The 14,222-nt window shown below is 61.4% G+C and carries 14 protein-coding genes; 2 read left to right on the top strand and 12 right to left on the bottom strand.

Annotated features, from left to right (window positions below; genetic code table 11):
- Positions 1-101: 101 nt before the first annotated feature.
- The 12 genes from lipA to ACZ89E_RS26650 all read right to left on the bottom strand — a co-directional run bounded on the left by lipA (position 102) and on the right by ACZ89E_RS26650 (position 11,558).
- The gene (lipA, locus tag ACZ89E_RS26705; protein ID WP_123404565.1) at positions 102-1,127 is read right to left on the bottom strand and encodes a lipoyl synthase; all 1,026 of its coding nucleotides are present in this window, start codon (positions 1,125-1,127) and stop codon (positions 102-104) included.
- 1 nt (position 1,128) lies between these two features.
- Positions 1,129-1,776: a lipoyl(octanoyl) transferase LipB gene (gene lipB, locus ACZ89E_RS26700; RefSeq protein WP_133837586.1), complete on the bottom strand. Its 648-nt coding sequence runs from the start codon at positions 1,774-1,776 to the stop codon at positions 1,129-1,131.
- Positions 1,776-2,051 (bottom strand): DUF493 domain-containing protein, encoded by a 276-nt coding sequence (locus ACZ89E_RS26695; protein WP_133837585.1) that lies wholly within the window; start codon positions 2,049-2,051, stop codon positions 1,776-1,778. Before ACZ89E_RS26695 ends, lipB begins: the two co-directional genes overlap by 1 nt.
- 80 nt (positions 2,052-2,131) lie before the next feature.
- Positions 2,132-3,289: a D-alanyl-D-alanine carboxypeptidase family protein gene (locus ACZ89E_RS26690; protein WP_149660886.1), complete on the bottom strand. Its 1,158-nt coding sequence runs from the start codon at positions 3,287-3,289 to the stop codon at positions 2,132-2,134.
- Positions 3,290-3,470: 181 nt separating this feature from the next.
- A complete protein-coding gene (locus ACZ89E_RS26685) occupies positions 3,471-4,484 on the bottom strand; it encodes a septal ring lytic transglycosylase RlpA family protein (protein WP_149660887.1) in 1,014 nt (337 codons plus the stop codon).
- On the bottom strand, positions 4,484-5,491 hold the full coding sequence (mltB, locus tag ACZ89E_RS26680) for a lytic murein transglycosylase B (protein WP_149660888.1): 1,008 nt from the start codon (positions 5,489-5,491) through the stop codon (positions 4,484-4,486). Before mltB ends, ACZ89E_RS26685 begins: the two co-directional genes overlap by 1 nt.
- Positions 5,492-5,508: 17 nt before the next feature.
- Positions 5,509-6,612 (bottom strand): rod shape-determining protein RodA, encoded by a 1,104-nt coding sequence (rodA, locus tag ACZ89E_RS26675; RefSeq protein WP_166656017.1) that lies wholly within the window; start codon positions 6,610-6,612, stop codon positions 5,509-5,511.
- Between the two features lie 31 nt (positions 6,613-6,643).
- Positions 6,644-8,539 (bottom strand): penicillin-binding protein 2, encoded by a 1,896-nt coding sequence (gene mrdA / locus ACZ89E_RS26670; RefSeq protein WP_149660889.1) that lies wholly within the window; start codon positions 8,537-8,539, stop codon positions 6,644-6,646.
- A 10-nt stretch (positions 8,540-8,549) separates the two neighbouring features.
- A complete protein-coding gene (gene rlmH, locus ACZ89E_RS26665) occupies positions 8,550-9,017 on the bottom strand; it encodes a 23S rRNA (pseudouridine(1915)-N(3))-methyltransferase RlmH (RefSeq protein ID WP_007937439.1) in 468 nt (155 codons plus the stop codon).
- Positions 9,018-9,026: 9 nt separating this feature from the next.
- Positions 9,027-9,521, bottom strand: coding sequence for a ribosome silencing factor (gene rsfS / locus ACZ89E_RS26660; protein ID WP_149660890.1), 495 nt, complete (start codon positions 9,519-9,521; stop codon positions 9,027-9,029).
- A 74-nt stretch (positions 9,522-9,595) separates the two neighbouring features.
- Positions 9,596-10,285: a nicotinate-nucleotide adenylyltransferase gene (nadD, locus tag ACZ89E_RS26655; protein WP_149660891.1), complete on the bottom strand. Its 690-nt coding sequence runs from the start codon at positions 10,283-10,285 to the stop codon at positions 9,596-9,598.
- A gap of 1 nt (position 10,286) precedes the next feature.
- On the bottom strand, positions 10,287-11,558 hold the full coding sequence (locus tag ACZ89E_RS26650) for a glutamate-5-semialdehyde dehydrogenase (RefSeq protein WP_149660892.1): 1,272 nt from the start codon (positions 11,556-11,558) through the stop codon (positions 10,287-10,289).
- A 176-nt stretch (positions 11,559-11,734) separates the two neighbouring features.
- On the opposite strand from ACZ89E_RS26650, the gene ACZ89E_RS26645 reads away from it, so the two are divergent.
- Positions 11,735-12,430 (top strand): DNA-3-methyladenine glycosylase, encoded by a 696-nt coding sequence (locus ACZ89E_RS26645; protein WP_149660893.1) that lies wholly within the window; start codon positions 11,735-11,737, stop codon positions 12,428-12,430.
- 69 nt (positions 12,431-12,499) lie between these two features.
- The gene (locus ACZ89E_RS26640; protein WP_149660894.1) at positions 12,500-13,816 is read left to right on the top strand and encodes a bifunctional DedA family/phosphatase PAP2 family protein; all 1,317 of its coding nucleotides are present in this window, start codon (positions 12,500-12,502) and stop codon (positions 13,814-13,816) included.
- The last annotated feature ends 406 nt before the right edge of the window (positions 13,817-14,222 follow it).

The raw sequence follows: 14,222 nt of genomic DNA, 5'->3' as shown, positions 1-14,222 counted from the left end.
GCGCCGCGCTGTGCGGGAAAAGACCACCGTGGACGTAGGCCAGGCAAAAAAACGCCCGCATGGCCGAAGCCGTGCGGGCGTTTTTGTCGTTCAGCCGCGCATCACAAGGAGGCGATCAGCTCGGCCTTGACCAGCTTCGCCTGCTCGTCGGCGTGGTACGAGGAACGCACCAACGGGCCGGACGCGACGTTCTTGAAGCCCATCTTGTAGCCTTCCTCGGCGAACCAGGCGAACACGTCCGGGTGCACGAAACGCTGCACCGGCAAGTGGCTGCGGGACGGTTGCAGGTATTGGCCGAGGGTCAGCATGTCGATGTCGTGTTCGCGCATGCGCTTCATGACTTCGATGACTTCTTCGTCGGTTTCGCCCAGGCCCAGCATCAGGCCGGATTTGGTCGGAATGTGCGGCATCATCTGCTTGAAGCGTTGCAGCAGGGTCAGCGACCACTGGTAATCCGAACCCGGACGCGCAGCCTTGTACAGGCGCGGCACGGTTTCCAGGTTGTGGTTGAACACATCCGGCGGCTCGGCGGCGGTGATTTCCAGCGCCACGTCCATGCGGCCACGGTAGTCCGGGACCAAGGTTTCGAGCTGCACGTTCGGCGACAGCTTGCGGATCTCGCGGATGCAGTCGGCAAAGTGCTGGGCACCGCCGTCACGCAGGTCGTCGCGGTCAACCGAGGTGATCACCACGTACTTGAGTTTCAGGTCGGCGATGGCGATGGCCAGGCTTTGCGGCTCGTTGGTGTCCAGTGGCTTCGGACGGCCGTGGCCGACGTCGCAGAACGGGCAACGACGGGTGCAGATGTCGCCCATGATCATGAACGTGGCGGTGCCGCCGGAGAAGCACTCGCCCAGGTTCGGGCAGGATGCTTCTTCGCAGACGCTGTGCAGCTTGTGTTTGCGCAGCAGGGCCTTGATGCGGTCGACTTCCGGGGACACCGGGATGCGCACGCGGATCCAGTCAGGTTTCTTCGGCAGCTCGGTGGTCGGAATGATCTTTACCGGGATGCGTGCAACCTTCTCGGCGCCGCGCAGCTTGACGCCGGCTTCTACCTTGGCACGCGGGGCCGGACGCTCGGTGACATCCAGCGTCGGGATCATGGTTTGCACTGCATCAGTAGTCATATCAGTCGATTCCGCCCGTTAGGGTCGTCTGCTCAGCATAGTCGAGGTGTTTGACGAGCTGCGCGCGCAGCCGGGCACTTACCTCGGCAAATTCAATCGATCCTGCGTGATCGCTCAGCTGGGTCATCGCCAGCCCGGCGTAGCCGCAGGGATTAATCCGTCGAAACGGTTCCAGGTTCATGTCCACGTTCAGGGCCAGGCCATGGAAGGAGCAACCATGGCGGATGCGCAGACCCAACGAAGCAATTTTTGCCCCGTCGACGTAGACACCCGGCGCGTCCGGCTTGGCTGCGGCAGTGACGCCGTAGCTGGCCAGCAACTCGATCAGGCAGTGTTCCATGCGGGTGACCAGGTCACGCACGCCGAAACCCAGTTTGCGCACATCCAGCAACAGGTAGGCCACCAATTGGCCGGGACCGTGATAAGTCACCTGCCCGCCGCGATCGACCTGCACCACCGGGATATCTCCCGGCAGCAACAGGTGCTCGGCCTTGCCGGCCTGGCCCTGGGTGAACACCGGCGGGTGTTCCACCAGCCAGATCTCGTCCGCGGCGTCAGTGCCGCGTTCGTTGGTGAAGCGCTGCATGGCATGCCAGACCGGCTCGTAAGCCATCTGGCCGAGCTCGCGAAAGCCCAGCGTGCCCGGCATCACAGCACCATGTGCACGAAACCGGTAGCCCGCAGTTCGCTGTTGATGTCGTACAGCTGGTCTTGACCGGTGGCGATGATGTGTAGCTGGATGGTGGTGTACTTGCCGTTGCTGCTCTGGCGTTCGTCCACTTTCTCATCGTTGATCGTCGCGTGCTTGGCCACGATATCGATGATCTTCTGCTTGATGTCCACAATGGTGTCGCCGATCACTTTGATCGGGTAATCCTTTGCAGGGAATTCGATCTTTGGCGCCTTTACTTCGGTATCTGTCATGGCGTAACGGCCTCGTAAGCCGTGGCAACGGACATGGCCCCGCTCCGGATTGGATCGGGGCCATGCAAGTCCACACTAATTCAGTTGAACAAGCCGTAGAAGAATAGACGGATGCTATCCCACATGCGGCGGAAGATACCACCCTCGTCGACCGCGTCCAGGGCGATCAGGTCAGCGCTGTGCACCACCTTGTCGTCCAGTTTCACTTCGACTTTACCGATCACGTCGCCCTTGGCGATAGGTGCAACCAGTTGCGGGTTCATGGTCATGCTGGCGGCGAGCTTTTTCAGCTGGCCCTTGGGCAGGGTCATGGTCAGGTCTTCAGCCAGGCCGGCCTTGACTTGATTGGTGGTGCCTTTCCAGACAGGGGCCTGAGCCAGCTCGGCGCCTTTCTGATAGAAGGTCTGGGTTTCGAAGAAGCGGAAACCGTAGGTCAGCAGTTTCTGGGTTTCGGAGGCGCGGGCCACTTCGCTGTTGGTGCCGAACACCACGGCGATCAGGCGCATGCCATCACGCACGGCCGAGGACACCATGCAGTAGCCGGCTTCGTCGGTGTGACCGGTTTTCAGGCCATCGACGGTCTTGTCGCGCCACAGCAGCAGGTTGCGGTTAGGCTGCTTGATGCCGTTCCAGAAGAACTCTTTCTGCGAGTAGATCGCATAGTGAGCCGGATCTTCGTGGATGATCGCGCGAGCCAGCAGCGACATGTCGTGAGCCGACGAGTAGTGCTCCGGGTTCGGCAGGCCGGTCGGGTTCATGAAGTGGCTGTTGGTCATGCCCAGGTCGCCGGCCGTCTTGTTCATCATGTCGGCGAACGCGTCTTCGCTGCCGGCGATGTGCTCAGAGAGCGCAACGCTGGCGTCGTTACCCGACTGGATGATGATGCCGTGCAGCAGGTCGCTGACAGTTACCTGCGAGCCAACCTTGATGAACATCCGCGAACCGCCGGTACGCCAGGCGTTTTCGCTGACGGTCACCGGGTCGTTTTCGCCGATCTGGCCACGACGGATTTCCAGCGTCGCAATGTACGCGGTCATCAGTTTGGTCAGGCTGGCGGGTGGCAGGCGCTGGTCACCGTTGTTCTCGACCAGCACGTTGCCGCTGCTGGCGTCCATGAGCACGTAGGATTTGGCGGCCAGTTGCGGTGGCGACGGCATCATTTCTACCGCAAAAGCGGCAGGCGTGATGAACAGCGGGACTAACAGGCACAGGCGTTTGGCAAAGGTGGTGATGTTCATCCGTCTCTCGAAATCGCTAATGGAAACTGCCCGAAGGCAAAACTTAATCAGATGGCTTTCTAACGGGCCATCGCGTGTTCAGTTGCTCACTCAGAACCCTTGCCGGGCTTTTGTTCTTAACGAGCCAACAACCAGGTCCTCCCCCCAAACCGCAAGCGAACCTTCAATCCAGTACTGCGTGTTACTCGGCGGTGACCAGGCTCGGTGAACCGAGATTGGCCAGTCGCACACTGTTCTGCACTTGCTGGATTTCACCCTGCGAACCGATCGGCCCCAGGCGTACCCGATGCAGTGTCTGTTGGTTGCGCACGATCGAGCTGATGAACACCGGAGCGCTCACCATCCCGCTGAGCTTCGATCTCAGGAGTTCTGCAGCGTCCGGGTTGGCGAACGCGCCCACCTGCAGATACTGGCCAGAGGCTGGTGCAGAAGCGTTTTTTTTTGCGGCAACCGGTACAGGCACTGTGTCCGACGCGTGTTGCTGCGGCGGTGGCGTCCATTGTTCGACCGTCCCCGCCGAGGCGGTAATGGTCGGCGCGGCATTTTGCGCTACTTGCGGCTCGTTGAGCATCAAAGGCGCCGGACGGCCTTTGGCGGCCCACCACTGTTGCGGATCGATCCCTTCGACCTTGACCCGCGCCGTGCCGATTTCGGCATAACCGAGCTTTTTGGCGGCGGCGTATGACAAGTCGATGATGCGATCCGAGTAGAACGGCCCACGGTCGTTGACCCGCAGGACCACGCTCTTGTTGTTGTCCAGGTTGGTCACCCGAACGTAACTTGGCAGCGGTAACGTCTTGTGGGCGGCACTCATGCCATACAGGTCATACACCTCGCCATTGGCGGTGTTCTGGCCGTGGAATTTGGTGCCGTACCAGGACGCCGTGCCCGAGGCGACGTAGGTCTTGGAGTCTTGCAGCGGGAAATAGGTCTTGCCCAGCACGGTGTACGGGTTGGCTTTATAAGGCCCGCTGTGCAGCGTCGGCGTGGCATCCGGGATGCGCGACACGTCGACATCCCACCATGGCGCGCCGTCTTTGTGCGCACGGTTGATGTCCAGCCCCGGCGTAGCGCGCACGGCGGTGTTGGAGGACTTCTGGGTCGGCGCGCGGCTGGTCGTACAACTGGCGACCAGCGCCGCCAACGCGACGTACGCCATCAGCTTCAGGGGTTTATTCATAGGCAATGCCCGCATTACTTGACGCCCCGTGCTTGGACCAGCTGTTCAGACAGTTGATGTACGGCCATGGCGTACATCACGCTGCGGTTATAACGCGTGATCGCGTAAAAATTCTTCAGGCCCATCCAGTACTCGGGGCCATTGTCACCTTCCAGGCGGAAAGCGGTGACCGGCATATCATCGCGCAGCGCATCATGACTCGACCACCCCAACGCCCGCAACTCCCCGACGGTTTTCGTCGGCTCGATGCCGGTGGTCAAACCCTCGTCCACCTGATCGCCACGCACATCGGCGCGGCTGACCACTGGCTCGCCAGCGACCCAGCCGTGACGCTTGAAATAGCTGGCAACGCTGCCAATGGCATCGTCCGGATTGGTCCAGATATTAATGTGGCCATCCCCGTCGAAGTCCACCGCATAGGCGCGGAAACTGCTCGGCATGAACTGCGGCAAGCCCATGGCGCCGGCGTAGGAACCCTTGAGGGTCAACGGATCGACCTGCTCCTCCCGGGCCAACAGCAGGAACTCACGCAACTCCTTGCGGAAGAATTCGGCACGGGGAGGATAGTCGAAACCCAGGGTCGACAACGCGTCGATCACCCGGTAATTGCCGGTATTGCGGCCGAAAAAGGTTTCAACGCCGATGATCGAGACAATCACCTGGGCCGGCACGCCGTATTCCTGCTCGGCACGGGCCAATACCGCCTCGTGCTGGCGCCAGAAGTCCACACCACGGGCGATACGCGCGTCGGTGATGAACATCGGGCGATATTCGTTCCACTGTTTAACCCGTTCTGCGGGTTTGGAAATGGCGTCCAGGATCGCCTGCTTGCGCGCGGCTTCGCGGAACACGCCCATCAGCTGTTCACCGGCAAAGCCGTAGTCGCGGGTCATTTCACCGACGAATTCGGCCACCTGGGGTGAACCTTCGTAATCGCCGGCCTGCGCTTGCGCAGTACCAAGGATGCCTACCAGGCCGACCCACGGCGCGTATCGAGTCGCCCAGCCATGCATTGCTTGCATTGAAATCTTCACCTTATTCAAACCTGTGCGATCCACTTACGATGGGTATGGATCGACATCAAAACCCCAAACGCTGACAGCAGCGTCACCAGCGAAGTTCCTCCGTAGCTAATGAACGGCAACGGCACCCCCACAACCGGCAACAGGCCACTGACCATACCGATGTTGACGAAAACGTAAACAAAAAACGTCATGGTCAGGCTGCCCGCGAGCAATTTGCCGAACAAAGTCTGGGCCTGGGCGGTAATTACCAGCCCGCGACCGATCAACAACAGGTAAATCAGCAGCAGTGCACAAATGCCCACCAGGCCGAATTCTTCGCCCAGCACCGCAATAATGAAGTCGGTGTGGCTTTCCGGCAGGAAGTCCAGGTGCGACTGGGTGCCCAGCAGCCAGCCCTTGCCAAACACGCCGCCGGAACCGATGGCGGCCTTGGACTGGATGATGTTCCAGCCAGTGCCCAGCGGATCGCTTTCCGGGTCGAGGAAGGTCAGGATTCGCTGCTTCTGGTAGTCGTGCATGATGAAGAACCACATCGCCACCGCCACCGGCACCGCCGCGGCAATCACGCTGAGGATCCAGCGCCAGCGCAGGCCGCCCATGAACAGCACGAACGCACCGCCCGCAAGGATCAGCAGCGAAGTCCCAAGGTCGGGCTGACGCACGATCAGGATAAACGGCAAGCCGATCAGGAACAGACTGACGCCCACATGCTTGAGCTGCGGCGGCAACGTACGTTTGGACAGGTACCAGGCGATGGTCGCCGGCATCAGGATCTTCATGAATTCCGAAGGCTGGAAGCGGATCACCCCGGGAATGTTGATCCAGCGCGTGGCGCCCATGGCGTTGTGGCCCATGACGTCCACCACCACCAGCAGCAACACGCCGAGCACGTAACCGATCGGCACCCAACGGGCCATGAACCGCGGCTCGAACTGGGCGATGACGATCATCGACACCAGGCCGATGCCGAATGAAGTGGCTTGCTTGGCCAGCAGGTCCCAGCTCTTGCCACTGGCCGAATACAGCACAAACAGGCTGCCAGCGGCGAGGGTCAGCAGCAGAATCAGCAATGGGCCATCAATGTGCAGGCGTTGCAACAGCGTCGCGCGGCGACGCATCACGTCCTCACTGGAGAGGATGCGATCGAAATTACTCTTCACGGGCCGTAGCCTCCGCACTGATAGGGCCGGCGTACTCAGGCTTGAGTCGTCCATCCTGGTCCAGGAGCCAGGCATCCATGACTTGACGTACCACCGGTGCGGCGACGCCGGAGCCGGACTCGCCGTTCTCGACCATCACCGACACCACGATTTTCGGGTTGTCGGCCGGCGCGAAGCCGACGAACAAGGCGTGGTCGCGGTGACGCTCCTGCACCTTGGAGCGGTCGTACTTCTCGCCTTGCTTGATCGCGACCACCTGGGCCGTACCGCTTTTGCCGGCGATCCGGTATTGCGCACCGATTGCCGCTTTGCGCGCGGTACCGCGTGCGCCGTGCATTACTTGCTGCATGCCGTGGTTGACCTTGGTCCAGTCCGACGGGTCGCGCAGGATGATGTCCGGCATCGGATTTTCATCCTTGGGCTTTTCACCTTCGACGGTCTTGGCCAGGTGCGGACGGTTCCACACGCCTTTGTTGGCCACCAGCGCCGTGGCTTGTGCCAGTTGCAGCGGCGTGGATTGCATGTAGCCCTGGCCGATCCCCAGGATCAGGGTTTCGCCCGGGAACCAGGCCTGACGCCGGGTCGCACGCTTCCACTCCCGGGACGGCATCAGCCCCGGCGACTCTTCAAACATGTCCAGCGAGACCTTCTGGCCAATGCCGAACTTGCCCAGGTACGAGGACAAGCGGTCGATGCCCAGCTTGTGGGCCAGGTCATAGAAGTAGGTGTCGTTGGAACGCATGATCGCCGTGTCCAGGTCGACGTAGCCGTCGCCGGTACGGTTCCAGTTGCGGTATTTGTGATCGTAGTTGGGCAGCATGTAGTAGCCGGGGTCGAACACGCGGGTCGACGCCGTGACCACGCCGGAATCGAGGCCGGCAATCGCCACCGCAGGCTTGATCGTCGAGCCCGGCGGGTACAGCCCGCGCAGCACGCGGTTGAACAGCGGCCGGTCGATGGAATCGCGCAACTCGGCATAGGCCTTGAAGCTGATGCCGGTGACGAACAGATTCGGGTCGAAGCTCGGCGCACTGACCATGGCCAGGACTTCGCCGGTGTTCGGGTCCAGCGCTACCACCGCACCGCGGCGACCGCCGAGTGCCGCTTCGGCGGCTTCCTGCAATTTGATGTCCAGGCTCAGGACGATGTCCTTGCCGGGAATCGGATCGGTACGCTTGAGCACGCGCAATACGCGGCCCCGAGCGTTGGTCTCGACTTCTTCGTAACCCACCTGGCCGTGCAGCTCGGGCTCGTAGAAGCGCTCGATGCCGGTCTTGCCAATTTGATGAGTACCGCTGTAACCCACCGGGTCCAGGGTTTTGAGCTCTTTCTCGTTGATCCGGCCCATGTAACCCACGGAGTGCGCGAAGTGCGCGCCCTGGGGGTAATGCCGCACCAACTGCGCGACCACCTCAACACCCGGCAGCCGGAACTGGTTCACCGCGATCCGGGCGATCTGCTCTTCGGTCAGCTCGAACAGGATCGGCACCGGCTCGAATGGCCGGCGCCCCTGCTTCATGCGCTTCTCGAAGATCACCCGGTCCTCGGGGGTCAGTTCCAGCACCTGGACGATCACGTCGAGCACTTGCTGCCAGTCGCCGGAGCGCTCGCGGGTCATGCTCAAACTGAAGCTGGGCCGGTTATCGGCCACCACCACGCCATTACGGTCGAAGATCAACCCGCGAGTCGGCGGAATCGGCTGCACGTGGACGCGGTTGTTTTCCGACAGGGTCGAGTGGTACTCGTACTGGATGACCTGAAGGAAATACAGCCGCGCGATCAGCACGCAGATCAGCGCCACCACCGCAATTGCCCCGAACACGACGCGGCCACGCACCAGACGGGCGTCTTTTTCGTGGTCCTTGATGCGGATCGGCTGGGACATGAGGGCAGAACTACTTGTGGTAAGGGTGGCCGGACAGGACTGTCCAGGCACGATACAACTGTTCGCCGATCAGAATCCGCACCAGCGGGTGCGGCAACGTCAACGGCGACAACGACCAACGCTGATCGGCCCGGGCACAGACTTCCGGCGCCAGCCCCTCGGGGCCGCCGACCATGAAATTCACCGTGCGCGAGTCCAGCCGCCAGCGATCGAGTTCGACCGCCAGTTGCTCGGTGCTCCAGGGCTTGCCGTGGACTTCGAGGGTGACAACCCGCTCGTTTGGCCCGACCTTGGCCAGCATGGCTTCGCCTTCCTGACGGATGAAGCGCGCCACGTCGGCGTTCTTGCCACGAGTGTTGAGCGGTATTTCCACCAGTTCCAGCGCCAGCTCGGACGGAAGACGCTTGGCATATTCATGCCAGCCTTCTTCCACCCACTTGGGCATGCGTGAACCGACGGCGATCAGTCGCAGTCGCACAGCAATCCCTTACAGCTGGTCTTTGTTGAGCTTGATGAAATGCTCGTGGGTGTTTTCCGGGCTGTGGTGAGCCGCGTTCAGCGCACGGCTCTGCTCGGCACCGGACCACAGACGCTCGAGGTCGTAAAACTGACGCGCCGAAGCGGTCATCATGTGCACGATCACGTCGTCCATATCCAGCAGGACCCAGTCGCTGTCACCCTTGCCTTCTTCACCCAGTGGCTTGACGCCCAGGGCTTTGACGGCTTCGCGAACCTTGTCCAGCATCGCGCCGATCTGGCGGTTGGAGGTACCGGTAGCGATGATCATGTAGTCGGTGATGCTCTGCTTTTCGCGAACGTCGATGACCTGGATGTCCTGGCCTTTCACGTCTTCCAGGGCAGCTACGGCAATCTTGACCAGCTCATCACCCTTCAGCGGCTCGGTGGTGAGGACCGGCTCAGGCAGAGGGGCGCTCTTGAACGTGCCTTTGCGCTTTACTTTAGTTACGTCTTTGTTCGTCATATAAAACTCGTTTTGCTCATATGTTCGGGCGTTTCAATACACGTCATTTCGTGCCTTGAAACCTGCCCTTTTTTTCAGTTCGACGCACGGTACAGACCGTGCGCATCGATGTAGGCCAGGACCGCGTCGGGCACCAGGAAACGTACCGACTTACCGCTGGCCAGCAGTTGACGGATCTGGGTGGCGGATACCGCGAGCGGCGTCTGCCAGACGAATGCAATCTGTCCGCTCGGCCCTTTGAGGGCCAGCGGGTCGCTCACCGAGCGTGCCGCCAACAGATTGCGCAAGGCATCCGGCGGTTCGCTGTCGGCATCCGGGCGTTGCAGCACCAGGATGTGGCAATGCTGGAGCAACTCTTCCCAGCGGTGCCAAGTGGGCAGGCCGCAAAATGCGTCCCAGCCCAAAAGTAGAAAAACCTGGGTGTCCGCGGCCATTTCGGCACGCATCAATTCCAGGGTATCGATAGTGTAGGACGGTTTGTCCCGCTGCAATTCGCGGGCGTCCACCACCAACGGCGCCACACCAGCCACCGCGCACTCGACCATCGCCAAGCGATCCTTGGCCGACACCTGCGGCGTGTCCCGATGGGGCGGTCTGGCACTGGGTGTCAGACGCAGCTCATCGAGCCCAAGGGATTCGGCGACTTCCAGTGCACCGCGCAAATGGCCGATGTGCACCGGGTCGAAGGTGCCGCCCAGCACGCCAATGCGTCGAGGCCCAGCCTCGCCGGCAGTGATCGGGGCTGACGGGTCGAGGTCGCCCAAGTCAGACCGACTCCTGTCCGCGCAACTGGCCATCACCGACCACGATGTACTTCTCGCAGGTCAGACCTTCGAGGCCCACCGGGCCGCGGGCGTGCAGCTTATCAGTAGAAATGCCAATCTCGGCACCCAATCCGTATTCAAAGCCATCGGCGAAGCAGGTCGGGGTGTTGATCATCACCGACGACGAGTCGACTTCCGCCACGAAACGCCGGGTGTCCGCCAGGTTTTCACTGACGATGGAATCGGTGTGATGGGAGCCGTATTTGTTGATGTGCTCGATGGCCTGAGCCAGCCCGTCGACCACGCGGATCGACAGAATCGGCGCCAGGTATTCGGTGGACCAGTCGTCTTCAGTCGCGGCAACGGCCTCGATGATCGACCGGGTGCGTTCGCAACCACGCAGCTCGACGCCTTTTTCGCGGAACTGGGCCGCCATCGACGGCAGGAAATCTTTGGCAACGCTTTGATCCACCAGCAGCGTTTCCATCGCGCCGCAGATGCCATAGCGGTAAGTCTTGGCATTGAAGGCGATGCGCTGGGCTTTCGGCAGATCGGCGTGGGCACTGACGTAGACGTGGCAAATGCCGTCCAGGTGCTTGATCACCGGCACGCGGGCGTCACGGCTGACCCGTTCGATCAGGCCCTTGCCACCGCGTGGCACGATGACGTCCACGTACTCCGGCATGGTGATCAGAGCGCCAACGGCAGCACGGTCGGTGGTCTCGACCACTTGCACCACGGCGGCCGGCAGCTCGGCCTCGGCCAGGCCGCGCTGGATGCAGGCCGCAATGGCACGGTTGGAGTGAATTGCTTCGGAGCCGCCGCGCAGGATGGTTGCGTTACCGGATTTCAGGCACAGGCTGGCGGCGTCGATGGTCACGTTGGGCCGGGACTCGTAGATGATCCCGATCACGCCCAGCGGCACGCGCATCTTGCCGACCTGAATGCCCGACGGGCGGAAGCTCATGTCGCGGATGGCGCCGACCGGGTCCGGCAGGGCCGCGACCTGGCGCAGGCCGACGATCATGCCGTCGATGCGTGCCGGGGTCAGTGCCAGGCGTTCCAGCAACGCAGCTTCAAGCCCATTCGCCCGACCGGCGGCCAGATCCAGCTCATTGGCGGCCGTCAACTCGGCACGCGCGGCGTCCAGCGCATTGGCGGCAGCCTGCAAGGCGCGGTTTTTCTGCGCAGTGCTGGCACGGCCGATGATGCGCGACGCTTCGCGGGCAGCGCGACCCAGGCGGGTCATGTAGTCGAGGACGGACTCAGTCATGTCTGATGGGATCTTGGCAAAGATGAAAGCGGCAGATTATAGCTGTCGCGTCCTAGGACTAACAGCGGTGACAGGCGGATGGTCGAAATGGAGGGCAATTTGCCGACGTTCAGCCGTGATTAAGCTGCAAATTGTTATCATCGCCGCTCAATCAGCCCTGATAAACGCCGTTCATCATGTCCAACCTGACTGTTCGCGCCTCCCTTTCGGCCCTGCCCACGGCGCTGCCGGATGCTTTTTTTGACCGCGACGCGCAAGTCCTGGCCCGGGATTTACTCGGTAAAGTCATCCGTCACCGGGTCGGCGACCTGTGGCTCAGCGCCCGGATCATCGAGACCGAAGCCTATTACTGCGAAGAAAAAGGCAGCCACGCGTCCCTCGGCTACACAGAAAAGCGTAAGGCTTTGTTTCTGGATGGCGGCCACATCTATATGTATTACGCCCGAGGCGGTGATTCCCTGAACTTCAGCGCCCAGGGCCCGGGCAACGCAGTGCTGATCAAATCCGCCTACCCGTGGGTCGATGAGTTGAGCGGACCGGCGAGCCTGGCGCAGATGCTGCTGAACAACCCCGACGCCCAGGGTCGTCCTCGCCCCTCGCAAAAACTCTGCGCCGGCCAGACCTTGCTGTGCAAATCGCTGGGGCTGAAGGTGCCGGTCTGGGACGCCAAGCGCTTTGATCATGAAGTGCTGCTGGTGCAAGACATCGGCCCCGCCCCCGCCCACATCATTCAAACCACGCGCCTGGGCATTCCCCATGGCCGTGACGAACACCTGATGTACCGCTTCGTCGATGCGGCGTATGCGCCGTACTGCACGCGGAACCCGCTGCGCCGAGGGCAAGTCGAAGGTCGCGATTATTTTTTGCTGTGAACCCAATTCCCCGTAGTAGCTGCCGAAGGCTGCGCCTACGAGTTTATGAACAATGATGGAGTTGTACGTATGGGCCCATGGCTCGATAGCATCACCGGGTGGTTGACGGTCAATCCACAGTGGCTGGCCGCCGCGGTGTTTATAGTGGCCTGCGTGGAATGCCTGGCGATTGCCGGGTTGATTGTACCGGGCACCGTCCTGCTGTTTGCCGTGGCGGTACTGGCCGGCAGCGGTGCGTTGTCGCTGGGCGAAACGCTGTTGCTGGGGTTTCTCGGCGGTTTGCTGGGTGACGGGGTGTCGTACTTCCTGGGACGCCATTTCCATCAGAACATCCGGCGCCTGCCCGGCCTGCGCCATCACCCGGAATGGATCGCCGGGGCGGAGTCTTACTTTCAGCGCTACGGAATTGCCAGCCTTCTGGTCGGACGCTTCATCGGCCCATTGCGACCGATGCTGCCGATGGTCGCCGGGATGTTCGACATGCCTTTCCCGCGCTTCGCCGCCGTCAGCCTGTTGGCCGCCGCCGGCTGGAGCATTGCTTATCTGCTGCCCGGCTGGGCCACGGGCGCGGCGATTCGCCTGCCCTTGCCGGAGGGTTTCTGGCCGGAAGCGGGCATTGTCGCCGGCAGCATCGCAGTGATGATCGGCTTGAGCGTCACCAGCAGCTTGCGTCGCCATCGCCACGCCACCGCCTACATTGCCGGCCTGGGCCTGGTGATTTTGATCGGGCTGTTTATCGGCTATCCGCACCTGACCGCCCTCGACCAGGGCTTGATGACCCTGGTGCAGGAACACCGCAACCCGATGCTGGATGAGGTGGCGGTCACCTTCACGTTGATCGGCGAGTTCCGCAACATGTTGGTGTTCAGCGCCCTGCTGACGGGTTTGCTGTTGCTCACCCGACAATGGCGCCAGGCGATTTTCGCGGGCGGCGCGTTGCTGTTTACCGCGCTGGGCAACACCGTAACCAAGCAGTTTTTCGCCCGGGTGCGTCCGGAAGTGTTGAGCGACCCACTGACCAGTTACAGCATGCCCAGCGGCCACGCCTCCGGCTCCTTCGCGCTGTTCCTGGCCATCGCCGTCCTGGCCGGACGCGGACAACCGCCACGCATGCGCCTGACCTGGCTGCTATTGGGGTGCCTGCCGGCATTGGCGATTGCGTTGTCGCGGGTTTATTTGGGCGCGCATTGGCCAACCGACGTGCTGGCCGGCGCGATGCTGGCGGCCGGCGTCTGCGCGGCGAGCCTGTGGCTGAGCCAACGCCAGACGCCGCTCAACCCCATGCCACCCAAGGTCTGGTGGCTGGTGCTGCCGTCGCTGCTGGCGTTGTTTGCCTTTTTTGCGTTGCGGCATCTGCCGCATATGATGTTGCGGTATGCGTATTAACATATAGCGCGAACGGCTTGGCACCGCGCCGTTATTTGTGCGTGGGTGCCAGGCTGTCGATATCGCCGCACAATGCCGATTCGAAACTCATCCACGCCTGCCGCTCATAACGTTCATTTTATAGCCGCTTCCTGCACGTGAAAGTTGCAGATATGCCCCCCAAAAACTTTATTTAAGTATCGCCACACTCTGTCATCACAACTTCCAAATTTCGTCATCAGGCATACTCCCCTCCTGTGAGCAAACAAAGACCCGTTGACATATCGCCCTCCTGCCCCACCCAGTATTGGCTTAATACAAAATAAAACTGCCAAACATTTAATCCACATAGAAACACTTTAAAACAGACATCTAGTTGCCATAAACCACGACCACAACCAAACTTCCCGCCGTCAATCAGACACCC

It is taken from the genome of Pseudomonas sp. TE3899 (assembly GCF_056279105.1).
This window is presented reverse-complemented; position numbering and strand designations above follow the sequence as displayed.

What these genes read in the sequence shown, in the direction of transcription:
- lipA (WP_123404565.1), bottom strand. Translation starts at nt 1,127, where the DNA reads ATGACTACTGATGCAGTGCAAACCATGATCCCGACGCTGGATGTCACC.
- lipB (WP_133837586.1), bottom strand. Translation starts at nt 1,776, where the DNA reads ATGCCGGGCACGCTGGGCTTTCGCGAGCTCGGCCAGATGGCTTACGAG.
- ACZ89E_RS26695 (WP_133837585.1), bottom strand. Translation starts at nt 2,051, where the DNA reads ATGACAGATACCGAAGTAAAGGCGCCAAAGATCGAATTCCCTGCAAAG.
- ACZ89E_RS26690 (WP_149660886.1), bottom strand. Translation starts at nt 3,289, where the DNA reads ATGAACATCACCACCTTTGCCAAACGCCTGTGCCTGTTAGTCCCGCTG.
- ACZ89E_RS26685 (WP_149660887.1), bottom strand. Translation starts at nt 4,484, where the DNA reads ATGCGGGCATTGCCTATGAATAAACCCCTGAAGCTGATGGCGTACGTC.
- mltB (WP_149660888.1), bottom strand. Translation starts at nt 5,491, where the DNA reads ATGCAAGCAATGCATGGCTGGGCGACTCGATACGCGCCGTGGGTCGGC.
- rodA (WP_166656017.1), bottom strand. Translation starts at nt 6,612, where the DNA reads ATGCGTCGCCGCGCGACGCTGTTGCAACGCCTGCACATTGATGGCCCA.
- mrdA (WP_149660889.1), bottom strand. Translation starts at nt 8,539, where the DNA reads ATGTCCCAGCCGATCCGCATCAAGGACCACGAAAAAGACGCCCGTCTG.
- rsfS (WP_149660890.1), bottom strand. Translation starts at nt 9,521, where the DNA reads ATGACGAACAAAGACGTAACTAAAGTAAAGCGCAAAGGCACGTTCAAG.
- ACZ89E_RS26650 (WP_149660892.1), bottom strand. Translation starts at nt 11,558, where the DNA reads ATGACTGAGTCCGTCCTCGACTACATGACCCGCCTGGGTCGCGCTGCC.
- ACZ89E_RS26645 (WP_149660893.1), top strand. Translation starts at nt 11,735, where the DNA reads ATGTCCAACCTGACTGTTCGCGCCTCCCTTTCGGCCCTGCCCACGGCG.
- ACZ89E_RS26640 (WP_149660894.1), top strand. Translation starts at nt 12,500, where the DNA reads ATGGGCCCATGGCTCGATAGCATCACCGGGTGGTTGACGGTCAATCCA.